Source organism: Mesorhizobium sp. M0848, assembly GCF_040319805.1.
In the GTDB taxonomy this organism is placed as follows: Bacteria; Pseudomonadota; Alphaproteobacteria; order Rhizobiales; family Rhizobiaceae; genus Mesorhizobium.
Genome location: NZ_JAMYOM010000031.1, coordinates 42551 through 64933, shown reverse-complemented (window position 1 = coordinate 64933; position 22383 = coordinate 42551). Strand labels below are relative to the sequence as shown.

16 protein-coding genes are annotated in these 22383 nt (G+C 64.3%); 11 read left to right on the top strand and 5 right to left on the bottom strand.

Annotated features, from left to right (window positions below):
• The first annotated feature begins 18 nt into the window (after positions 1-18).
• From NKH95_RS28600 to NKH95_RS28580, 5 genes are read left to right on the top strand one after another with little or no spacing between them, the layout of a single operon-like run.
• On the top strand, positions 19-900 hold the full coding sequence (locus tag NKH95_RS28600; protein WP_352611526.1) for a glucosamine kinase nucleotide-binding domain-containing protein: 882 nt from the start codon (positions 19-21) through the stop codon (positions 898-900).
• Positions 897-1679 carry a GntR family transcriptional regulator gene (locus NKH95_RS28595; RefSeq protein ID WP_027040192.1) on the top strand — a complete coding sequence of 261 codons (783 nt, stop codon included), beginning with the start codon at positions 897-899 and terminating at the stop codon, positions 1677-1679. Before NKH95_RS28600 ends, NKH95_RS28595 begins: the two co-directional genes overlap by 4 nt.
• The gene (locus NKH95_RS28590; protein WP_352793420.1) at positions 1676-2713 is read left to right on the top strand and encodes an SIS domain-containing protein; all 1038 of its coding nucleotides are present in this window, start codon (positions 1676-1678) and stop codon (positions 2711-2713) included. The genes NKH95_RS28595 and NKH95_RS28590 overlap by 4 nt, the downstream gene beginning before the upstream one ends.
• Positions 2710-3915 carry an N-acetylglucosamine-6-phosphate deacetylase gene (nagA, locus tag NKH95_RS28585; protein ID WP_352611528.1) on the top strand — a complete coding sequence of 402 codons (1206 nt, stop codon included), beginning with the start codon at positions 2710-2712 and terminating at the stop codon, positions 3913-3915. Before NKH95_RS28590 ends, nagA begins: the two co-directional genes overlap by 4 nt.
• A gap of 33 nt (positions 3916-3948) precedes the next feature.
• Entirely contained in the window at positions 3949-5988 is a 2040-nt protein-coding gene (locus NKH95_RS28580) for an ABC transporter ATP-binding protein/permease (protein WP_023810866.1), read from the top strand.
• Positions 5989-6009: 21 nt separating this feature from the next.
• Here NKH95_RS28580 and NKH95_RS28575 read toward each other — a convergent pair whose 3' ends face one another.
• The 5 genes from NKH95_RS28575 to NKH95_RS28555 form a co-directional block, all read right to left on the bottom strand.
• Positions 6010-7524 carry a malonate--CoA ligase gene (locus tag NKH95_RS28575; protein ID WP_352893963.1) on the bottom strand — a complete coding sequence of 505 codons (1515 nt, stop codon included), beginning with the start codon at positions 7522-7524 and terminating at the stop codon, positions 6010-6012.
• Between the two features lie 177 nt (positions 7525-7701).
• Positions 7702-8442 (bottom strand): GntR family transcriptional regulator, encoded by a 741-nt coding sequence (locus tag NKH95_RS28570; protein WP_128305144.1) that lies wholly within the window; start codon positions 8440-8442, stop codon positions 7702-7704.
• Positions 8443-8852: 410 nt separating this feature from the next.
• Positions 8853-9530 carry a ribulose-phosphate 3-epimerase gene (gene rpe, locus NKH95_RS28565; protein ID WP_023810869.1) on the bottom strand — a complete coding sequence of 226 codons (678 nt, stop codon included), beginning with the start codon at positions 9528-9530 and terminating at the stop codon, positions 8853-8855.
• A 216-nt stretch (positions 9531-9746) separates the two neighbouring features.
• Entirely contained in the window at positions 9747-13490 is a 3744-nt protein-coding gene (locus NKH95_RS28560; protein ID WP_352893960.1) for a DUF7929 domain-containing protein, read from the bottom strand.
• 10 nt (positions 13491-13500) lie between these two features.
• The gene (locus tag NKH95_RS28555) at positions 13501-15486 is read right to left on the bottom strand and encodes a hypothetical protein (RefSeq protein WP_502895373.1); all 1986 of its coding nucleotides are present in this window, start codon (positions 15484-15486) and stop codon (positions 13501-13503) included.
• A gap of 489 nt (positions 15487-15975) precedes the next feature.
• Here NKH95_RS28555 and dnaK point away from each other — a divergent pair, with 489 nt between their 5' ends.
• From dnaK to NKH95_RS28525, 6 genes are all read left to right on the top strand, one after another.
• On the top strand, positions 15976-17892 hold the full coding sequence (dnaK, locus tag NKH95_RS28550; protein WP_023810872.1) for a molecular chaperone DnaK: 1917 nt from the start codon (positions 15976-15978) through the stop codon (positions 17890-17892).
• A 212-nt stretch (positions 17893-18104) separates the two neighbouring features.
• Positions 18105-19235: a molecular chaperone DnaJ gene (gene dnaJ, locus NKH95_RS28545; RefSeq protein WP_023810873.1), complete on the top strand. Its 1131-nt coding sequence runs from the start codon at positions 18105-18107 to the stop codon at positions 19233-19235.
• Positions 19236-19401: 166 nt separating this feature from the next.
• A complete protein-coding gene (pmtA, locus tag NKH95_RS28540) occupies positions 19402-20007 on the top strand; it encodes a phospholipid N-methyltransferase PmtA (RefSeq protein ID WP_128305147.1) in 606 nt (201 codons plus the stop codon).
• Positions 20008-20323: 316 nt separating this feature from the next.
• On the top strand, positions 20324-20920 hold the full coding sequence (locus tag NKH95_RS28535) for an NADPH-dependent FMN reductase (RefSeq protein ID WP_023814188.1): 597 nt from the start codon (positions 20324-20326) through the stop codon (positions 20918-20920).
• Between the two features lie 11 nt (positions 20921-20931).
• Positions 20932-21645 carry an orotidine-5'-phosphate decarboxylase gene (pyrF, locus tag NKH95_RS28530; protein ID WP_352893973.1) on the top strand — a complete coding sequence of 238 codons (714 nt, stop codon included), beginning with the start codon at positions 20932-20934 and terminating at the stop codon, positions 21643-21645.
• 32 nt (positions 21646-21677) lie between these two features.
• The gene (locus NKH95_RS28525) at positions 21678-21965 is read left to right on the top strand and encodes a DUF1330 domain-containing protein (RefSeq protein WP_023762651.1); all 288 of its coding nucleotides are present in this window, start codon (positions 21678-21680) and stop codon (positions 21963-21965) included.
• The last annotated feature ends 418 nt before the right edge of the window (positions 21966-22383 follow it).

The following is a 22383-nucleotide window of genomic DNA, read 5'->3' as shown; positions in this document are numbered from 1 at the left end:
GCATGGAGGAGAAACCACGTGAATCTCGTGCTCGGAATCGATGGTGGCGGCACCAGCTGCAGGGCTGCCCTGGCAACAGCGGATGGCACTGTTGTTGGCCGCGCCAAAAGCGGCGCCGCCAACATACGCACCGACCTGACCGGCGCCCGCTCGAACATCGTCGAGGCCGCCAGGCAGGCGTTCCTCGCCGCCGGGCAGGATCCGGAACTGATCTCGCAAACACCCGCAATTCTCGGCCTTGCCGGCGCCAATGTCGGCACCTACCGGCAGCAGCTTGAAGCGATCCTGCCATTCAGCATCAGCCGCGTCGAGACCGACGCCGAGATCGCGCTGGAAGGCGCTGTCGGCTCCGGCGACGGCGCCATGGCGATCCTCGGCACCGGCACCGCCTATATGGCGCGCAGACAAGGCAAATCGCGCGCCATCGGCGGCTGGGGCTTCCAGGTTGGCGACCAGGGCAGCGGCGCCCGTATCGGCCGCGACCTGCTCGAACAGACACTGCTTGCCTATGACGGCGTCCGCGAAGGTTCGCCGCTGACGCAGAGCATGCTGGCCGTGTTCCGCAACAACCCGGAGGACGTCGTCGAATTCACCACCAATGCCAAGCCGGGTGACTTCGGCGGCTTCGCACCCAAGGTGTTCGAGCATGCCGGGAAGGGCGACAGCGTCGCCAACTGGATCCTCGACAGGGTGGTCGCCGATGTCGAAGCCTCGCTCGGCGCGCTCGACCTCTCAGAAGACGCGCCGCTGTGCCTGCTCGGCGGGCTGGCGCCGCTCTACGCGCCGCGGCTGTCTGCCCGCTACCGGGCGCTGCTGAAGCCGCCGCTCGACGACGCGCTGGGCGGCGCGGTGCAGATGGCGGTTCGCCTTTTCGCCGGACACGCGGAGGCAACTCGATGAGCGAGGCCGCCGACCAGATCTTCGCCACGCTCAAACATCAGGCGCAAAGCGGCGCGCCGCTTTATCTGCAGCTTCGCAAGAGCATCGAGGACGCGGTCAATCGCGGCCTGATCGGGCCGGGCGACGCGCTGCCTTCCGAGCGCGACATCGCCACCAAGGCCGATATTTCGCGGGTCACCGTGCGCAAGGCGGTGCAGGACCTCGTCAAGGGCGGCATCCTGGTGCAGCGCCACGGCTCCGGCACTTTCGTGGCGCCGCGCATGGAGCGTGTCGAACAGTCGCTGTCGCGGCTGACCTCGTTCACCGAAGACATGGCGCGGCGCGGCATGGCTGTGCGTTCGGCATGGCTCGACCGAGGCCTTTACGCACCTTCGCCCGACGAGATGATGGTGCTCGGCCTGTCGTCGAGCGAACTCGTGGCGCGCGTGGCGCGCCTGCGCATCGCCAACGACACACCGCTGGCGATCGAGCGCGCCTCGCTGTCGGCCAGCGTGTTGCCCGACCCGGCCGATATAGGCTCCTCGCTCTATGCGGCGCTGGAATTGACCGGCAACCGGCCGGTGCGCGCCGTGCAGCGCATTTCCGCCGCCAATCTCGGCGACAGCGACGCGCGCCTGCTCGAAGTGCCGCCAGGCATTGCCGGCCTGCACATCGAACGCATTTCCTATCTGGCGAGCGGCAAGGTGATCGAATTCACCCGCTCCATCTACCGGGGCGACGCCTATGATTTCGTCGCCGAACTGCGGCTGACAGGGCCGAGCGAAGAGGGCCGACCATGAGCACGACAGAAATGACCCATATGCGGCGCGAGATCGAGGAGGTCCCGCAAGCGGTCGCCCGCCTGCTCGACGGCTCCGGCGCCGTGTTGACCGAGGCCGGGCGCGGCATCCGCGAACGCGACCCGCAGTTTGTCGTCACCGTGGCGCGCGGCTCGTCCGACCATGCCGCCACCTTCATGAAATATGCCGTCGAACTGACCGCCGGCCTGGCCGTCGCGTCGGTCGGCCCGTCGATCGCCTCGATCTACGGCCGCAAGCTCAGGCTCGCCGGCTCGGCCTGCCTGGCGATCTCGCAGTCGGGCAAGAGCCCCGATATCGTCGCTATGGCCGAAACCGCGCGGGCGGGGGGCGCGCTGACCATCGCCATCACCAACACCGCCGATTCGCCGCTGGCGCGCGCATCGGACTATGCGATCGATATCCTGGCCGGCCCCGAGCGCAGCGTGGCGGCCACCAAGACCTTCATCAATTCGGCCGTCGCCGGCCTCGCTCTGATGGCGCACGCCACCGGTGACGATGCGCTGTTGGCCGCACTTGCCCGCCTGCCGGAGCATTTCGGCAAGGCGATCGCCTGCGACTGGATGAGCGTGCTGTCTGAGACGATCGAGAAGCAGAAATCGCTGTTCATCCTCGGCCGCGGACCGTCGGCGGCGATGGCCAATGAGGCGGCGCTGAAATTCAAGGAGACCTGCGGCATGCATGCGGAAGCCTACAGCGCCGCCGAAGTCATGCACGGCCCGCTGGCGCTGATCGGCCCCGATTTTCCGGTGCTGGCGCTGGCTGCGCGCGACGCCTCCGAACCGTCCATTGCCGAGGCCGCCGACAGCCTGGCGGCCAAGGGCGCGCCGGTGTTCGTCACCTCCGCACTTGGCAAACGCGCTGTGCGCCTGCCGCATGTCGCCACCGGCCACCCGCTGACCGATCCGCTGACGCTGATCGTCTCCTTCTACATGTTCGTCGAGGCCTTTGCCCGCCATCGCGGTCTCGACCCGGACACGCCGCGCAATCTTCGCAAGGTGACGGAGACAGTATGAGCGATCGCTTTGCCCTGACTGGCGCCCGGGTTTTCGACGGCGACGACTGGCATGAAGGCCACGCACTTGTCGTGCGCGACGGTCTCGTCGAGGCCATTTTGCCCGCCGGCGCCATCCCCTCGGATATCCGCGTCGTCGACACCGGCGGCGGCGTGCTGGCGCCGGGCTTCGTCGACCTGCAGGTCAATGGCGGCGGCGGCGTCATGCTCAATGACCACCCCGATGTCGCTTCGATCGAGACCATCTGCCGCGCACATGCGCCCTTCGGCACGACGGGGCTGCTGCCGACTCTGATCACCGACACATCAGACATCACCGCCGCCGCTGTCGCCGCCGGCGAGGCAGCGGCGCGCCAGAAGGTGCCTGGGTTTCTCGGGCTGCATCTCGAAGGCCCGCATTTGTCGGTTGCCCGCAAGGGCGCGCATGATCCGGCGCTGATCCGGCCGATGACGGATGCCGACCAGGCGATGCTGATCGCCGCGCGGCAAAAACTACCGGTGCTGCTCACCACCATTGCCCCTGAATCCGTCGAGCCGGCGCGCGTCGCGGCACTCGCCAAGGCCGGCATCATCGTCAGCCTTGGCCATTCCGATACCGGCTATGCCACCGCCAGCGCTTTTGCCGCGGGCGGCGCCTCGATGGTCACCCATCTGTTCAACGCGATGAGCCAGATCGGCAATCGCGAGCCCGGACTGGTCGGCGCGGCCATCGACATCGGCAGCTTGTCGGCCGGTCTCATCGCCGACGGCATCCATGTCGATCCGGCCACGATCAAGATCGCGCTGCGCGCCAAGCAAGGTCCCGGCAAAATCGTGCTGGTCACCGACGCCATGGCGACAATCGGCACCGACATGACGTCGTTCACACTCAACGGCCGCACCATCTATCGAAGGGATGGCAGCCTGAGGCTCGCCGACGGAACGCTGGCGGGCGCCGATCTCGATATGATCTCGGCCGTTCGTTTCATCCACCGCGTCGTCGGGGTCGAGCTTTCCGAGGCCTTGCGCATGGCCTCGCTCTATCCGGCGCAAGCAATCGGCCAGTCGCACCGGCTGGGCCGATTCGCCAACGGCACGGCCGCGGACATGGTCGCGCTGTCGGACGATCTCGACACGAAGGGCGTCTGGATCGGCGGCGAAAAGGTTTTTGCGGCCGGTTCCGCCACTGCGTTGATTTCAGGTTCAAGTCGGCTGACGTCATGAAACCTTTTGATTTTGAGGTCGTTGTCGGAGCGTATGTCCGAGGCGAAACCCAAATTGAAACAGGCCGACGGCATCAAACCGCGCGATGCCTTGAAGCCGCGACAGCAAGCGCCGCGTGACCAGAGGCCACGCCACGAGGAGTTGCGCGAAAAAAAGCCGTCGGCCGCCGAAGCTGCCCCCGAGGTCGACGGCCAGCCGGGACCGCCACCGGAGGCTGTCGAGCCCGATCCGCAACTGACGCTCGAAGAGGCCGAGCAGGCGCGCAAGAAATATCTGCTGCGGCGTTTCTGGATCAGCGCGCGCGGTTACTGGAGCCGGCGCGGCGACCGGCTCGCCTGGCCGTTCACGATCGGGGTGTTGCTTCTAATCTGCATCAATATCGGCTTCCAGTATGGCATCAATGTCTGGAACCGCTCGATGTTCGATGCGCTCGAGCAGCGCAACGCCCGCAGCGTCTACTTCCTCAGCGCGCTATTCGTACCGCTGGTGATCTGCAGCGGCAGCCTTGTCGTCGCGCAGGTTTACCTGCGCATGACGATCCAGCGCCGCTGGCGTTCCTGGCTGACCACCGCGGTCATTGCGCGCTGGCTGGCAAGCGGTCGCTACTACCAATTGAACCTCGTCGGCGGCGACCACCAGAACCCCGAGGCCCGCATGACCGAGGATTTGCGCATCGCCACCGAGTCGCCGGTCGATTTCATCGCCGGCGTCCTCAACGCGTTCCTGTCGGCCTCGACCTTCATCGTCGTGCTGTGGACCATCGGCGGCGCGCTCACCCTGCCGATCGGCAGCGAGAGCATTACCATTCCCGGCTTCCTAGTTATCACCGCGATGATCTATGCCGCCATCACCTCGACCTCGATGGTGGTCATCGGCCGCCATTTCGTCCGGCTCTCCGAGCAGAAGAACCAGGCGGAAGCCGAATTGCGCTACACGCTGACGCGCGTGCGCGAAAACGGCGAGAGCATCGCCTTGCTGGGCGGCGAGGAGGAGGAGCGCAGCGGCATCGACAGGAATTTCGGCCATGTGCTCAGGCAATGGGCGCTGCTGACGGGCCAGCACATGCGCACGGCGGCGGTGTCGCAGGGATCGAGCCTGTTTGCGCCGGTCGTGCCGATCCTGCTGTGCGCGCCAAAATTCCTCGAGGGCTCGATGACGCTTGGCGAGGTGATGCAGGCAGCGTCTGCCTTTGGCATCGTGCAAGGCGCGTTCGGATGGCTGGTCGACAACTACCCGCGTCTTGCCGACTGGAACGCCTCGGCGCGGCGCATCGCCTCGCTGATGATGTCGCTCGACGGGCTCGAGCGTGCGGAGCAGAGCGACGCGCTCGGACGCATCCAGCACGGCAAAACCGAAGACGGTGCGATGCTCAGCCTCGACGATCTCTCCGTCACGCTCGACGACGGCACCTCCGTGGTCAAGGAAACCGAGGTTGCGATCGAACCGGGTGAGCGCGTGCTGGTGGCTGGCGAATCCGGCTCGGGCAAGTCGACGCTGGTGCGGGCCGTTGCTGGCCTGTGGCCATGGGGCGGCGGCAGCGTCAATTTCCACGCCGACAGGCGACTGTTCATGCTGCCGCAACGCCCCTACATCCCCTCGGGCACGCTTCGCCGCGCGGTCGCCTATCCCGCGGCGGCGGACAAGTGGACGATCAAACAGATCAAGGCCGCCCTCGACAAGGTCGGCCTTGCCTATCTTGCCGAAAGGATCAAGGAAGAAGCGCCATGGGACCAGACGCTGTCGGGCGGCGAAAAGCAGCGCCTCGCCTTCGCGCGCCTGCTGCTGCACCGCCCCGATATCGTCGTGCTGGATGAAGCAACCTCGGCGCTCGACGAGAAGAGCCAGGACACCATGATGGCGACGGTGATCCGCGAATTGCCTGATGTCACCATCATCAGCGTGGCGCACCGGGCCGAGCTGGAAGCCTTCCACAGCCGCAAGATCACCCTCGAACGGCGCGAGGGCGGCGCCAAGCTTGTCAGCGACATCAATCTCGCCCCACGCAAGCGCAACCTGCTGAAGCGCGCCTTGTGGGGTTCCGGCAGTCGGGCCGAAAGGCCGCGCAAGGAGTAAGGCGCCCCTGCCCCAGCGCAACTATGATGCGTATATGTCCTTGTAGGTATCGCGCAGCAGGTTCTTCTGTACCTTGCCCATGGTGTTGCGCGGCAGCTCATCGACGAAGATCACCCGTTTCGGGTGCTTGTATTTCGCCACCCGTCCGGCGATGGCGCCGAGAATTTCGGCACCGGTGATCCGCGATGACGGCGCCCGCACGACGACAGCGGTGACGCCCTCGCCGAAATCCGGATGGGCAACGCCGATGACGGCGCTTTCGCTAACCCCGTCGAGGGCGTCGATCTCGCTTTCGAGTTCCTTCGGATAGATGTTGTAGCCGCCCGATATGATCAGGTCCTTGCCGCGGCCGACAATGTGGACGTAGCCGTCGGCGTCGACCATACCGAGATCGCCGGTGATGAAAAAACCGTCGGCGCGGAATTCCGCCTTGGTCTTCTCCGGCATGCGCCAATAGCCGCCGAAGACGTTGGGGCCTTTGACCTCGATCATGCCGACCTCACCCTGCGCAAGTGCTGCGCCGCTGTCGGGATCGGCGATGCGAAGCGTGACGCCGGGCAAGGGGAACCCGACCGTACCGGCGCGCCGCTCGCCCTCATAGGGGTTCGAGGTGTTCATGTTGGTCTCGGTCATGCCGTAGCGTTCGAGGATCGCGTGGCCGGTGCGCTCGCGCCAGGCCTTGTGCGTCTCTGCCAGCAGCGGCGCCGAACCGGAAATGAACACGCGGATGTTTTTCGCCGCCTCACGGTCCAGTCCATCCTGCTGCAGCAGGCGTACGTAGAAGGTCGGCACACCCATCAGGGCCGTGGCACGCGGCAGCAGCGAGACGATGCGGGCCGGATCGAACTTCTGCTCGAACAGCATCGAGGCGCCGGCCATCAGGACGACGTTGGTGGCGACGAACAGGCCGTGCGTGTGGAAGATCGGCAATGCGTGGATCAGCACGTCGTCTCCAGTGAAACGCCAGTGCTCGACCAGCACGCGCGCGTTCGAAGCAAGGTTCTCGTGGCTGAGCATGGCGCCTTTCGAACGGCCGGTGGTTCCCGACGTGTAGAGGATTGCCGCGAGGTCATCCGACCCGCGCGCCACGTCATGAAAATCCGTCGGCAGCCGCGAGGCCTGGTCGGTCAGCGATCCCCGGCCGTCGCGGCCGAGCGTGACGGTGACGGCGCCCGTCTTTTCCGCCAGCGCGCCGATATCGGCCGCTCTTGCCGGATCGCAGACGACCAGGCGTGGTTCCGCGTCGCCGAAGAAATACTCCAGCTCGGCCAGCGTATAGGCGGTGTTGAGCGGCAGGAAGACGGCGCCGGCTCGCAAGCAGGCGAGATAGAGCATGACCGCTTCCGGGCTCTTCTCGACCTGCACGGCAATGCGGTCACCGGGCTCGACATCCCGTTGCAAGAGCGCATGCGCAAGCTGCGCCGAGCGGGCCAGCATATCGCCATAGGTGAGCAAGCGGCCATCATCGGTCTCCATCAGCAAGCGCGCTGGCGCCGGCATCCGGGACCGGAACGCATCGAACAGATGATTGCTCATGAAGACTTCCTGGGGTGCTACGGCGCTGAGCATGCGCCTGTCGCGGCATGCCTCGGCGGCGAGAGTTCGCGGTTCTTGGCCGCGCCGTCAAGCCCGCCGACAGCAGTTCACGCCAGCCGCTCTCCACGCAGGCTGAGCGCAAGAAACGAGCGCAAGAGACCCGCCAGGAAACGACTGCTATCGCCGAGCGCGTTTGCCGGCGAGTTCCTTCGTTTCGTCGTCCTGCTCGAAGCGCTTCATGCACATGGCGGCAGTCAACCGGTAGTGGTTGAGCAGTGCCTCGACGGCACCGTCGGCATTGCCGTCCAGGGCACATTCGGCGATCAGGCGATGCTCGCCGAAATCGTCGCGCTGGACGCCTTCGCCATCATTGGCCATTTGCCGGTAGCGATAGGCGTGATCGGAGAGCTGGTCGCAAAACCCCACCAGCCATTGCGACCGGCAGGCCGAAATCAGCACCCTGTGAAAGATGCGATGCAGCCTCTCCCAATCGGGATTGAGCGAGACGAGGTTCTGCGGCGAAAAACGTGACGCACGGCCCAGGCGATGCAGCGCCAGCACGAGTTGTTCTTCCCATTCGGCGGTGCGGTGGACGATGGATTCGCGAAGCGCCCGCTCCTCGAGCCAGCAGCGGGTGCGCGTCAGCTCTTCGAGTTCCGGCGCACTGACCGGCATGATGAAGAAGCCGCGCTGGTCGTGCCGGCCGAGAAGTCCTTCCGAGGCGAGGCGATTGAGAGCCTCGCGGACAGGTGAGGCGCCGGCCCCATATTTGGAGACAACCCATTCGACCCGCAGTTTGCTCTCGGTTTCAAGGACACCGCCGAGAAGATCGTCCCGCAATTGCTGATAGACCGTACTCGCAAGCGTGCTCTTCGGTCCCGCAGCGTCGTCGTTCAGATTGGCAGCTCCGTATGTCATAGCGACTCCTTGTCCCCAAGACTTGGCCTGGGCGATTCGAGTCTGAAAGCATTCGCCGTCTCGTACTTGTACCATACAGCGCGAGCATTCGCCTGCTCAAGCAGAAGATCACGCTATTGTACTTTAGCACGAAGGAATATGCGGCATTCCGGAGCTCAATGCTGTAATTCCGCGCATTTTCACAACCTGTGGAAACTTAACATGTTTTGTATGCACGCAGGAGAATCTGTCTTTCTGTTCTTTTGTATGCGCGCGAGATCAACTGTCTGCTTTGGGCATAGGCCGGCGGACCTTGAGACCGAATCAGGCAACCGCTCAGCCCGATGCCGTTGCGCATCAGATTTTCACAAGCCCCGCCCGGGACCAGAACCTTAGCCGGCATGTCGGGCCGACCGCGGGAACACCGCTGGTCAGCCGGCTGCGTTGTCGGCTGCCGTCCTGATCGCCTGGATGTTCTGACGATAAGCCTCGACGCTGCCGCCTTTGAAGATGGCGGCGCCCGCCACCAGCACGTCGGCGCCGGCAGCGGTGACCAGCGGCGCGGTCTCGGCTGAAACACCGCCGTCGATCTCGATGCGGATCGGCCGGCCGCCGATCAGGGCCTTGACCCGCTTCACCTTGTCGACGACCGCCGGGATGAAGGCCTGGCCGCCGAAGCCCGGATTGACGGTCATGATCAGGATCAGGTCGAGCCGGTCGAGCACGTATTCGACCACGCTTTCCGGCGTCGCCGGATTGAGCGACACACCGGCCTTCTTGCCAAGGTTCCTGATGGTCTGCAGCGAGCGGTCGAGATGCGGGCCGGCCTCGGCATGGACGGTCAAACCGTCGCAGCCGGCCTCGGCGAAAGCGGCCAGATAGGGGTCGGCCGGGGCAATCATCAGATGGCAGTCGAAGAAGGCCTTGGTGCGGTTGCGGATCGCCTTGATCACCGGCGGGCCAAAGGTGATGTTGGGCACGAAATGCCCGTCCATCACATCGAGATGGATCCAGTCGGCGCCTGCCGCCGCCACCGCTTCGACCTCATCGCCGAGTTTGGAAAAATCCGACGCCAGCACCGATGGTGCAATCAGGGTCTTTCTGCTCATGGGTGCGGCCTTTCCGAGTGTCCTTCTCGTTCGGCCACCCTATCGACTGCCTAATGCGCCACAGCCGACTTGTCGAGGGTGCAGGCGCGGGCACCGCGCAGGCTGACGTGCCAGCATCCCCGATCACGTGCGGCCAATTCCCGCTTGCCCCCACAGCTACGAAGAAAAACCCGCCGAATTGCTCCGGCGGGTTTCTGGTTTCGTGTCGAGCAGTGGTTATTGCTGCTGGAGTTTCAGGATTCTGTCTGGAACCGGATCCTGTTGCTGTTCGACCTGCGGCCTGCGCCGTGGCAATACCTGCTGCAGCAGCAGGCCGGGGTTGAGCTCCAGCGACGGTTGTCCGCGGACGGGCCGGCAGTTCGGATAGCGCCCGATCGTGCCTTCCGGGCAGCGCCGCCTGATGATCGGCTGGCATTGGCCATTGATCATCTGCGAGCCCGGTGCGCATTCCACCTCCTGTCTGGGCTTGCGGCATGCGCCGTTGATCACCTGCGTCCCACGCGGACAGACACACTCGCCACGCTTGTTGTGGACCTGGCCGCGTATGTCGCATTGCTCTTGCGCCGGCTGCTTGCGCCGGCAGGCATTGCCCCGCACCTCGGTACCCCTCGGGCAGACACAATTGCCGTTGGTGTCGTGGACCTGACCACGGATGGTGCACTGGTCAGGCTTTGGCCGGATCGGACGACAGGCGCCGTTGCGCACCTCGGTCCCTCTCGGGCAGACGCAGTCTCCATCCGCGTCGTGAACCTGACCACGGATCGTGCACTGCTCAGGCTTTGGCTGGATCGGGCGGCAGGCATTGCCCCTGATCTCGGTTCCCCTGGGGCAGACACAATCGCCATCCGCATTGTGGACCTGGCCACGGATGGTGCACTGCTCGGGCTTGTCGGTCCTGACACATCTGCCGTTCTCGAGCCCGGTTCCGCGTGGGCAGACGCAACGGCCGTCCTCGGTGCGGATCTGGCCTTCGAGCAGCACACAGCGCTTCGGCTGTTCCGGCTTCGGCACGATACCACCGCCCGGCGAGCACTGGCCGTTGCGGTAGGTGGTGCCTTCCGGGCAAACGCAGCGGCCGGCATCGTTCATGACGAAGCCTTGCGAGCATTCCTTCTTCGTCTCCTGGCCAATGGTGAAGGGATGGCAGGCATAGGCCTTGCCGCGATCGCCCTCGATGTTGGCCTGGTCGTCGGAAAGCACGTCGCCACCGCCTTGCACCCGTGTGTCGGGAGAGAGCACGCCGACGCAGTTCTGGCCGCTGACATTGCCCTGCAGATTGGCCAGGCGACCGTCGTCGGGAATGACCACGGTGACATGGTGCACCCGGCTTTCGCCGGCGCCGAGCGACAAATTGGCAATGCAGGATAGTGGCAAGATTGCCGGTTCCGGCGAACAGCCAAAGGGCGGATCGATCGACGTGATCTCAACGCCTTCCAGCCTGCCGAGACCCTCCACGCCGATCGCATCGCCAATGCGGACCGGCCCGGAGAAGGGGGTCGTTCCGTCATTGGTGATGGTGATCTCGAACGAACAGGGTTGGCCGAGCCTGCATTCACGGTCGCCGGTCTTTTCGACACGGATGGTCGAAGAACCGCCGCCCTTGGCGCAGGCCTGGCCAAAGGGATAGACGACGTCGTCGCCCGGTGCCGGCCCATAGGAGCCGCGCGCGCAGTTTTCGAACGCGCCATTGGCCGAGACCGTCACGTCGAAGTGGCGGCTGGTTCCAGGTACCATGACGGCACCGGGAATCTGGCACGACAGCGCGTTGGCCGGAACCGGTCCACACGCCCATTCCGCACCGTCAGGGGTGACGGTTTGGATCTGGACAGGCGCGCCGCCGGCAACCAGCGTGGCGGCATCGTTGACCCGCACCGGGCCGGTGGGGGCAGCGGTGCCAAGGCTGATGACGGTGATGCGGCAAGAGATGACCGCAGCGCCGGCGAGCGAGCCGTTGCACACCTTGGTGATGCGCAAGGTCGGCTTGCCGCCATTGGGATGACGGAAGCGTTCCTTTGCGCAGGCCTTGTTGTTGGTGAGATCGTTTTCACCGGGGATGGGCTTCACCGTCGCGCAATTCTCGACAGTGTCCGACTGGTAGCCGGCCGGCATGACCGCCTTGACGACGATCGGCGTCGAGCCGCCCGGAGGCAGCGAGATGCCCGCATTGTCGCAGCGGAACAGCCCGGGGCCGGTTGGTGCGCAGGTCCATGGCGGGCTCGGGCCGAAGGTCGAGGAGGCTGGCGCGCCGCCGGGATAATTGTCGATGACCGTCAGCGGTCCATTGTAGGTGGCGCTGCCGTTGTTGATGATGTCGATCACGAAGTAGCAGATGCCGTCGGCCGTGCAGACCGGGATACGGGCACGCTTCTTCAGGATCAGGTCGACCTTCTTTTCGACCGGCGGCCGGCAGTCGCGGTCGCGATCGCCACGCCGGCAGACCGGGATCGAGGCACAGCCGCGGTCGTTCGACTGGCTGCCGAACAGTGGCTTGTCGCTGGCCCCGTAATTATAGGTGGCGCAGTTGCGCAAGACGCTGCCTTGCCAGCCTCCGGCCGGCTTGAAGCCGAGCTTGAGGTCGACGGAGGCCCCCGGATTGAGCGTGGTCACCGGATGGGTGCAAATCATAGGGGTGGTGCCGGGTACGCAGACCCAGGGCGGATTGGGCCCTGAATCGAGTGTCGAGCCGGCCGGCAGCGTCACCTCGTCGAGCACGATCTTGCCGTGGTAGGCACCGGTGCCGACATTGGTGACCCTGATGGTGAAGTCGCAGCCGCCGCCCATCGTGCAACGCGTCACGTCGGCGCGTTTCTCAACCTTGAGGTCCGGCTCCTTGTCCTTGGGCGGGCACCTCTGGTCACGCGGGATGACGATGTCGATGGTCTGCGTGCAGCACAGGCCCCAGCCTTCCTTCGGACCGGCATAGGTTTCGATGCCGGTGACGATGAGGTGGATGACGTCGCCGGGCGATGCGCCGACGATCTTCCAGTTGAGCACACCGCCGCCCGCCGGCACCAGTTGGGTGTCGGGGATGACGGTGACGCCTGATGTGGTCGTCGAAACCTGCACCCATTTGCCGCCCATCTCCGGGCCGACCGGCATGTGGTAGATGAAGGCACCGCCGCCGGGCACGCAGTCGACGGTGCCGCGCTCCACCTTGAAGCATTCCTTGCCGGGAGGTGGCGGCGGCGGGTTGCACTTGGTGACGTCGATCTTGATCGAGGTCTTCACGCCGGTCTTGAAGTCGCCGTCGTCGGGCTTGCTCGGATCCTGCGACGGGATGATGGTCCCGGTGCCCGGTCTGGCGGTCACCTTGATCATCCCGTGGTTGTCGACGATCGTCGGCGCGGGAAATGCCGCATGATCGATCTTGGCCGTGATCTTGAAGTTGATGACGCGCTCGTTGGGAGCGCCGGCGCCGTCGAGATCGGAAGTGGAGATGCGGAAGTCTGAAACAACAGCGGTATCGTTGGGACCCGCCGAGGTGCTGATCGTCGCGCCCGGCAGTGGTCCGCCGGATGAATCCGTGCCGTCGCCGGACACATTGACGTTGACGATCTCAAGGCCGTGCGGAAGCTGGTCCTTGAAGTCGACCCGGACCTTCTTCAGCCTGGCCTCAAGGCTTGGGTCGGCAAGGCCCTGCGGATCGCCGCGCAGGCCGAAGCTCAGCGAATAGACGACGTAGTCGCAGCCTCGTTGAGTGCCTTTCTTGGTGAAGAAGGGTACGACCCGGTCGGGCCTCGGAGTGATGACGCGCGAACTGTCGAGATCGAGCTTCAGCTCCGGGGTGATCGGGGCAGCGCCTTCCGCAAAGCCTTGCACCGGGGTTAGCATGGCGACCGCGATACCGGCCGCCATCAGCCAGCGCGCGCCGCGCCTGGCGTATGACAGGGGTTTCATGATCGTCTCCACGACGGTTTCTTGAGTGTTGGTTGCGAATGGGGAGAGTGCGAGATTTTTCATCTTCCCCTCCTCAACGTTCGCAGCTGACGGCTGGGGTTCGGAGCGGCAAGATCATCTTGCAGCAAGGGTAGTAGCCACCCTTGTCCTTGTCGGACTTCCTGTAGAAGCAAAGTCCAACATCCACTCTGTCGCCCGGATAGTGGCCGGTAATGTCGATCGTGTAAGGCTGGCCGGGCGCATGCGACTGGAATGACGTCACCCCGACGCCTGGCGTCCTGGACTTTGTCTCATTCGAAGGTTGGGCCTTTATCGAATCGCCGCCGAAGCCGGCACGGTCATGGAGATAGAGATCGGCCTGGAGGCCGCGAGGCGTACAGTAATACCTGATATCCTCGACATCGATGCACGGAGGCAGATTGCCGGGCGGTGGGAAGTCCGGCGGGTAGAAGGGGGGCAGGTAGCCGCCCGGGATTTCTTCATAATAGCCGGCGCGGCCTTCACAAGGATGCCAGACGGCAACGTCGCCGACATGACCCTCGACCTCCGGGTCTTCGAAATAGCCGTCGAAGTCGACGAACCAGGAGCCGAAGGGCGGCACATTGGCCGGCTTGACCAGCTCTTTCGGCGTGATCTGCACGCCGTGCACGGCGAGCGGCCCGCCGGCGGCGAGCTGTTCGGCGAGAGCCGGATTGTCGCGCAATTTGTCGCCGGTGTTGACCAGCGTCTGCGTGCAGACCGATGTGTCGAGAGTGCCGTCGGAATCATAACCATACTGCAGGTCGAGACCGCCGGCCGACTGCCTGTTGCCCTGAGGGAAACCGACCGCATATTCCTGCGGCACTTCGACCCAGACCGATTCCGTCTCCGGATCGTCCGGGTTCTCTCGGAAGTAGCGGATGACCTCGCCCTTGCCGGAATCGGCGAACTGGCTGTAATCGTAGCGGTTCTCGACCGGGCCGCGCTGGGCCAGGTACATGAAGCCGGTGTTGTCGAAAGCGATGTCGGTGACGGCGTAGTCCTTGTCGGCCTTGACCGTCAGTTCCCAACGCGGGTCGCCGGCAAAGGTGCCGTTGCGGGCAATGCCCACCGACCAGATTTCAGACTTTTCACCGACCGAATAATAAAGCCGGCCGCCATGATAGGAGACGGCCCAGATGCGGCGCTCGTCCTGCGTGTAGCCCCAGCTGTCGGGGTCTTCGCTGTCGAAAGCCGCACCCTGTATGTCCATCACCGAACCATCGTCGGCGATCGGAGCTAGCCCATGCGCCGGGCGCCCGGCAACGCCGTGGTCGAAGCTGTCGATCAGCGTACCGGTGGCATCGATGCGATGGACCAGGCCGGTATCGAGGTCGGAGGCGAAGAACTGGCGATGAGCGGCGTCGAAGGTGAGATTGCCGATACCGGGACCGCTGTTGGTGTCGATGTCGGCGAACTTGGAGACCTGGCCGGTGATGCCGTCGATTTTCCAGATGGTGCCCGGCCCGCCACCGTTTTCGGTGCCGAACTGGCCGTCCATGAAGGTGGCGCCGGCCGCGCCGCGGCGCTGCCGCTCGGGGCGGCCGTCATCATCGGCGTCCGGGGTGACGATGCGGATGCCGTGCAGCGAGGCGGCGCCGGCATAGAGATTGGGAATGCCCGATGGAACGCCGTCGCGCACGCCGTCATCATAGGTGACGCCGAACACCTGGCCGATCTGCTCCGCCGTCACCTCGAGGGGCGGCGGCGTGTTGACCAGTTGCCCGGAGGCTGGGCCGCCCAGATGCGAGACGTCGAACACGCGCAAGGTGGCTCGCGTGGTGTCGATGAAGGTTTCGTCGACCGGATCGACGCCGGGCGGCAGGCCCCCTTTTTCGGAATCAGGGGGGTCGAAATTGGGAATGACGGTGCCGGAGAATCCAGTCACCGCCATCGAACCGGGATAGATGATCCGGGTTTCCTGCGCCTGGGCGGCGCCCAGCCACAGGCCGAGTGCCAGCGCCAGCAACCCGCCTGGATGCACAGCGCGGCGCAAGCCGCCATCAAGAGACGACACGAACGAGCCGCGGATGCGAGACATGACACTACCCCCCGTAGTCGACGGGAGAACGTCGGGTCTGGCCGCGCAAATCAGGGCAAGGCGCGGCGGTCCGGCTCGTTCTTCCCTGATCGAATTGTCTGCTTTCCTCAAAATCACGATACGCCTGCTCTTACGCAGGGTCAACGGAACCAGCGGGAAGCCCAGCGCATCGACCTCGTCCCGAAGGCAGTGGTCGCGCCGAGCTCCTGTTGTTCCCGGAGACCGCAGAGCCTCTGGGTTATTGGTCATGGGGGCTTCCTTTCCGGGCCGCACCATGCGGCACCTGGAGATCAGTCGCGGGCGGAGGTGGAAAGGTTCATGGAAGCCTTGCGCAGAATGCTTGCGCGCGATGCCGCCTGTTCTTATATACGCGCCAAGCCGTTCGGCGCCGGAATGCCGGTTGCCGGAACGGGATTTCTTGTGAACAGGGGCTTTCGTCGGAACGCCTGTACGGGTCCTGAGAGCCTGCTTAGCGGAGAGACTAGAAAAATGGCAAAAGTAATCGGTATCGATCTCGGCACCACCAACTCCTGCATCGCCATCATGGATGGCAAGGAGCCGAAGGTAATCGAGAATGCGGAAGGCGCGCGCACGACGCCTTCCATCGTCGCCATCTCGGGCGACGACGAACGTCTTGTCGGCCAGCCGGCCAAGCGCCAGGCGGTCACCAATCCTGAAAACACCATCTTCGCGGTCAAGCGCCTGATCGGCCGCCGCTATGACGATCCGGTGACGGAGAAGGACAAGAAGCTTGTCCCCTACAAGATCGTCAAGGGCGACAATGGCGATGCCTGGGTCGAGGCCGGCGGCAGGAAGCAGTCGCCCTCGCAGATTTCGGCCATGATCCTGCAGAAGATGAAGGAAACGGCGGAAGCCTATCTCGGCGAGAAGGTCGAGAAGGCGGTCATCACCGTTCCGGCCTACTTCAACGACGCCCAGCGCCAGGCAACCAAGGATGCCGGCAAGATCGCCGGCCTCGAAGTGCTGCGCATCATCAACGAGCCGACCGCGGCAGCGCTTGCCTATGGCCTCGACAAGAAGGAAGGCAAGACCATTGCCGTCTATGACCTTGGCGGCGGCACGTTCGACATTTCGGTGCTCGAAATCGGCGACGGCGTGTTCGAGGTGAAGTCGACCAATGGCGACACCTTCCTCGGCGGCGAGGATTTCGACATGCGCCTGGTCGAATACCTGGCGGCCGAGTTCAAGAAGGAACAGGGCATCGACCTGAAGAACGACAAGCTCGCCCTGCAGCGCCTCAAGGAGGCGGCTGAAAAGGCCAAGATCGAGCTGTCGTCGACGACCCAGACCGAAATCAACCTGCCTTTCATCACCGCCGACGCGACCGGGCCGAAGCACCTGACGCTGAAGCTGACGCGCGCCAAGTTCGAGCAGCTGGTCGACGACCTGGTCCAGCGCACGATTGCCCCTTGCAAGGCGGCGCTCAAGGATGCCGGCCTGAAGGCCGGCGAGATCGACGAAGTCGTCCTGGTCGGCGGCATGACCCGCATGCCCAAGATCCAGGAGATCGTGAAGCAGTTCTTCGGCAAGGAGCCGCACAAGGGCGTCAATCCGGATGAGGTCGTCGCTCTCGGCGCCGCCATCCAGGCCGGCGTGCTGCAGGGCGACGTCAAGGACGTGCTGTTGCTCGACGTGACGCCGCTGTCGCTCGGCATCGAGACGCTGGGTGGCGTGTTCACCCGCCTGATCGAGCGCAACACGACGATCCCGACCAAGAAGAGCCAGGTGTTCTCGACGGCCGAGGATAGTCAATCGGCCGTGACCATCCGGGTCTTCCAGGGTGAGCGTGAAATGGCCGCCGACAACAAGGCGCTCGGCCAGTTCGACCTGGTCGGCATTCCGCCGGCGCCGCGCGGCGTGCCGCAGATCGAGGTCACCTTCGATATCGACGCCAACGGCATCGTCAACGTTTCGGCCAAGGACAAGGGCACCGGCAAGGAGCACCAGATCCGCATCCAGGCATCGGGCGGTCTTTCGGACGCCGACATCGAGAAGATGGTCAAGGACGCCGAGGCCAATGCCGAGACCGACAAGAAGCGGCGTGCGCTGGTCGAGGCCCGCAACCAGGCCGAAGCGCTGCTGCATTCCTCGGAGAAGTCGCTGAAGGAATATGGCGACAAGGTTTCGGAAGGCGAGCGCACGGCGATTTCCGACGCGATCGCGGCGCTTAAGACCGCGACCGAAGGCGACGACCCGGCCGACATCGAAGCCAAGAGCCAGGCGCTTGCCGAGGCTTCGATGAAGCTTGGCCAGGCCATGTACGAGGCTTCGCAGAAGGAAGCGGCGGAAGCCGACGCCAAGGCGGACGCCGCCAAGGACAGTGACGTTGTCGACGCCGATTTCGAGGAAATCGACGAGGACGACGACAAGAAGAAGTCGGCCTGAACCGTTTGACGGCAAGATAAAGCGAAAAGCCCGGCGAAGGCCGGGCTTTTTTGCAACCCCTTGCAGAAAAACAGCGGGCCTTGCTGAAAAAATGCAGGCAAAGCCGCGTCGACACTGGCATCCCCCTTCCATCGCACCTAAATCGAAGCGTCAGTGCCGGCAAGAGACGCAACAATGCTTCAAGACGTTGAGCATCCGGACAGCGGGAAAAAATGAAAGCTGATTTCTACGAGACGCTGGGCGTCCAAAAAGGCGCCGACGAGAAGGAGCTCAAGAGCGCTTTCCGCAAGCTCGCCATGCAGTTCCATCCCGACCGCAACCCCGGCGATCATTCCTGCGAGCACAAGTTCAAGGAAATCAACGAAGCCTACGAGACGCTGAAGGACCCGCAGAAGCGCGCGGCCTATGACCGCTTCGGCCACGCCGCCTTCGAACAGGGCGGAATGAATGGCGGCGCGCAAGGTTTCGGCGCCGGCGGTTTCGCCGATATCTTCGAGGACATTTTCGGCGACATGATGGGCGGGCGCCAGCGCCGCTCGTCGGGCGGCCGCGAGCGCGGCGCCGACCTGCGTTATAACATGGAAATCACCCTGGAAGAGGCTTTTGCCGGCAAGACCGCGCAGATCCGGGTGCCGGCGTCGATCTCCTGCTCTGAATGTTCGGGCAGCGGCGCCAAGCCCGGCACCCAGCCTGTTACCTGCTCGATGTGCAACGGCCACGGCAAGGTGCGCGCCACGCAAGGGTTCTTTTCGATCGAGCGGACCTGCCCGCAATGCCAGGGGCGCGGCCAGACGATCAAGGATCCGTGCCCGAAATGCGCCGGCCAGGGCCGCGTCACCGAGGAGCGTTCGCTGTCGGTCAACATCCCGGCCGGCATCGAGGACGGCACCCGCATCCGTCTTGCCAATGAGGGCGAAGCCGGCCTGCGCGGCGGGCCATCGGGCGATCTCTATATTTTCCTGGCGGTCAAACCGCACGAGTTCTTCCAACGCGACGGCGCCGACCTGTATTGCAAGGTGCCGATCTCGATGACCACAGCCGCCCTTGGCGGCTCCTTCGAGGTGACGACGCTGGACGGGACGCAGACCAAGGTCAAGGTGACCGAAGGCACGCAGAACGGGCGCCAGTTCCGCCTCAAAGGCAAGGGCATGCCTGTGCTGCGCCAGCCCAATATCGGCGACCTCTACATCCAGACCGCGGTCGAGACGCCGCAGAACCTCACCCGCCGCCAGCGCGAACTGCTGGAGGAGTTCGAACAGCTCTCCTCGCAGGACAATTCGCCACAATCGAGCGGCTTTTTCGCCCGCATGAAGGATTTCTTCGAGTCGTTCGGCGAACGTTGATGCACTTTGGCCCGCCCAAGCCGATTTGCAACGCGTAAATCCTTGAATCTCGTCACCCCTTGAGACGCGACGAAAATTATCTTATCCACGACATGCGTCCGGCCGCGCCTTGCCTAGCACCGCTCAGGTGCTAAGTAACTTGCGGGGAGCGCTGAGGAGAGCTTGCATGACACGTGGCCCTGGACTGCGGAAGGCGCTTGTCGAAAAGTTCGACGACGAACTCAAATTCTTCAAGGGCTGGATCGACAAGCCGAAGGCGGTTGGTTCGATCGTGCCGACCAGTTCGGTCACCGCGCGCAAGATGGCGTCGATCGTCAATCCTAAATCCGGCCTGCCGGTGCTCGAGGTCGGTCCCGGTACCGGCGTCATCACCCGCGCCATCCTCGCCCAGGGCGTGCGGCCCGAGAACCTCTACGCGGTCGAGTATTCCACGGATTTCGTCCGTCACCTGCGGCGACTCTATCCCGGCGTCAACGTCATCGAGGGCGACGCCTTCAACCTCAACGCCACGCTTGGCGACAAGAGCGGGATGATCTTCGATTCCGTCGTTTCCGGCGTGCCGCTGCTCAACTTCCCGGTCGCCCAGCGCATTGCCTATATCGAAAGCCTGCTTGACCGCATCCCGGCCGGACGGCCGATCGTGCAGCTGACCTACGGCCCGATGTCGCCGATCCCGGCCGGCCGTGGCAATTATACGGTCAAGCATTTCGATTTCATCCTCCGCAACATCCCGCCGACCCAGCTGTGGATCTACCGCCGCGAAGCGCATTAATTTCTCGGCGCAGGGTTGTTCGCGGATCGCCAGTGCTCACCGCATACCTTGGCGATGGCGGGAACGTCCCTCGCTTCGTCATCCACGGGCGGAGCAAGGAGCGCAGCGACGCAGCGCAGACCCGAGGATCCATGCCGCGACTTCCGAGCGCCGCTACGGCGCAGAATTCTGTTCCGCTGCACTCCTGGATAGCTGTCACGGAATGGATTCCAGGGTCTCCACGACGGAGCTTCGCTCCTGCTTCGCCCAAGGATGACGAAGTTGGCGTTGATTTGCTCGATCCTTGGCTGTACCTGTCCGGGAACAAGGGTGGCCAATGGCAGTGATCCCGAAAATCCTCGTCTTCGCCGGCTCGGTTCGCAGCGGCGCCTATAGCGGCAGGACCGCCGACGTGGCGCAGAAGGAACTCGCCATGCAGGGCGCCGAGGTGACCCGCATCTCGCTTGCCGACTACCCCCTGCCGATCATGGACGAGGATTTGGAAAAGGAAAAAGGCGTTCCTGAAAACGCCCAGAAACTTGGCCGTCTGGTGATCGCCCATGACGGGCTGCTGATCGCCACGCCCGAATATAATGGCTCCATTCCGCCGCTGCTCAAGAACACGATCGACTGGGTGAGCCGGGTGCGCAGGGATGGCGGCCGGCCGGTGAGGCCGCTGGCCGGCAAGGTCGCCGGCCTCTGTTCGTCCTCCAGCGGGCACTTTGCCGGCATCCGCTGCATCAACCATCTGCGCGCGGTGCTGGTGCGCTGCCAGATGGAGGTGGTGACGCCGGAATGCTCGGTGCCCGACGGCGGCGGCGCCTTCGACGAGGATGGAAACTTCCGTGACGAAAGACTGCACAAATCGATGGAGCACCTATGCCGCACCCTGATCGAAACCTCGCGCATGCTGTCCACCCGGATCGAGGCGTGATCGCAACGACGATGCAGGCACAATCCATACAGGCACGATCCATGCAGGAAAGACTGATAGTCGGCCTCGATGTCCCGACCGTGAGGCAGGCCGAGCAGGCGGTGCGCGAACTCGACAGCGTCGTCTCCTTCTACAAGATCGGCTACCAGCTTGCCTTCGCCGGCGGGCTCGATTTCGCCAGGGAACTGGCCAGCGGCGGCACCAAGGTTTTCCTCGACATGAAGCTGCTCGACATCGACCACACGGTGGCCAAGGGCGTCGAGAACATCGTCAAGATGGGCATGACCATGCTGACCATCCACGCCTACCCGAAGGCTATGCAGGCCGCCGTAGAGGCGGCCAGAGGCAGCGATCTTTGCCTGCTTGCGGTCAGCGTGCTGACCTCGATGGACGAGCAGGACATGATCGACGTCGGCTATGAGTACGACCCGCATACGCTGGTGCTGCGGCGCTCGGAACAGGCGCTGCATGCCGGCATGGGGGGCATCGTCTGCTCGGCCGCGGAAGCCGAAGCGGTGCGCCGCATCGTCGGCCCCGACATGGCGGTGGTGACGCCCGGCATCCGGCCGGCGGGCAGCGATCATGGCGACCAGAAGCGCGTGGTGACGCCGGGCCAGGCGATCCGCAACGGCGCCAGCCACCTCGTCGTCGGCAGGCCTATCATTGCTGCGGCCAACAAACGGGAAGCGGCCGAAGCCATCCTCGACGAGATGCGCTCGGCCTGAGATTTCCAAGAACAAGTTCGGAGACCAAGAAAATGCCCAAGGGATACTGGATCGCCCGTGTCGATGTGCGCGACGCGGAAGGCTACAAGGACTACGTCGCCGCCGCCAAGCCTGCCTTCGAGCGCTTCGGCGCGAAGTTTCTGGCGCGCGGCGGAGAGCATGAAAAGGCCGAAGGCCCCGGCCGGGCACGCAATGTCATCATAGAGTTCGAATCGCTCGCCGCCGCGCATGATTGCTACCATTCGCCGGAATACCAGCGCGCCGTCGCCATCCGTCAGAAGGTCGCCGACGGCGAGATCGTTCTGGTCGAGGGCGCCTAAAATCCGCCTCGAGCAGTTTTGACGAATCGCGGGTGTGACGGACGGCATACCTTGGCGATTGCCGCAAACGCCCAGCGCCTTCGTCATCCACGGGCGAAGCAAGGAGCGTAGCGACGCAGCGCAGACCCGAGGATCCATGCCGCGACTTCAAAGCGTTGCAGCGGTGTAGAATTCTGCTCCGCTGCATTCTTCGGCCAAGGTCGCGGCATGGATCCCAGAGTCTCCGCGACGGAGCTTCGCTCCTGCTTCGCCCTAGGATGACGAAGTTGGGAGGCTTCGGCCAATCTCGAACGCTTAGGATGGTCCACCAACGAACGATGAAATCTCGGCCGTCGATAGGCATCCTGTCAAATCCCTGCTGCAGCGCTAGTAGCAGGACTTCAGACGAAATCCTGCAGGTTTACGTCCGCAGTTTGGC

Excerpts from the sequence above, each read along its gene's own strand:
- NKH95_RS28555 (WP_502895373.1), bottom strand. The coding sequence starts at position 15,486 with ATGTCTCGCATCCGCGGCTCGTTCGTGTCGTCTCTTGATGGCGGCTTG.
- NKH95_RS28575 (WP_352893963.1), bottom strand. The coding sequence starts at position 7,524 with ATGAGCAATCATCTGTTCGATGCGTTCCGGTCCCGGATGCCGGCGCCA.
- NKH95_RS28590 (WP_352793420.1), top strand. The coding sequence starts at position 1,676 with ATGAGCACGACAGAAATGACCCATATGCGGCGCGAGATCGAGGAGGTC.
- NKH95_RS28560 (WP_352893960.1), bottom strand. The coding sequence starts at position 13,490 with ATGAAAAATCTCGCACTCTCCCCATTCGCAACCAACACTCAAGAAACC.
- NKH95_RS28525 (WP_023762651.1), top strand. The coding sequence starts at position 21,678 with ATGCCCAAGGGATACTGGATCGCCCGTGTCGATGTGCGCGACGCGGAA.
- pmtA (WP_128305147.1), top strand. The coding sequence starts at position 19,402 with ATGACACGTGGCCCTGGACTGCGGAAGGCGCTTGTCGAAAAGTTCGAC.
- dnaJ (WP_023810873.1), top strand. The coding sequence starts at position 18,105 with ATGAAAGCTGATTTCTACGAGACGCTGGGCGTCCAAAAAGGCGCCGAC.
- rpe (WP_023810869.1), bottom strand. The coding sequence starts at position 9,530 with ATGAGCAGAAAGACCCTGATTGCACCATCGGTGCTGGCGTCGGATTTT.
- NKH95_RS28580 (WP_023810866.1), top strand. The coding sequence starts at position 3,949 with ATGTCCGAGGCGAAACCCAAATTGAAACAGGCCGACGGCATCAAACCG.
- NKH95_RS28595 (WP_027040192.1), top strand. The coding sequence starts at position 897 with ATGAGCGAGGCCGCCGACCAGATCTTCGCCACGCTCAAACATCAGGCG.
- nagA (WP_352611528.1), top strand. The coding sequence starts at position 2,710 with ATGAGCGATCGCTTTGCCCTGACTGGCGCCCGGGTTTTCGACGGCGAC.
- pyrF (WP_352893973.1), top strand. The coding sequence starts at position 20,932 with ATGCAGGCACAATCCATACAGGCACGATCCATGCAGGAAAGACTGATA.
- dnaK (WP_023810872.1), top strand. The coding sequence starts at position 15,976 with ATGGCAAAAGTAATCGGTATCGATCTCGGCACCACCAACTCCTGCATC.
- NKH95_RS28535 (WP_023814188.1), top strand. The coding sequence starts at position 20,324 with ATGGCAGTGATCCCGAAAATCCTCGTCTTCGCCGGCTCGGTTCGCAGC.
- NKH95_RS28570 (WP_128305144.1), bottom strand. The coding sequence starts at position 8,442 with ATGACATACGGAGCTGCCAATCTGAACGACGACGCTGCGGGACCGAAG.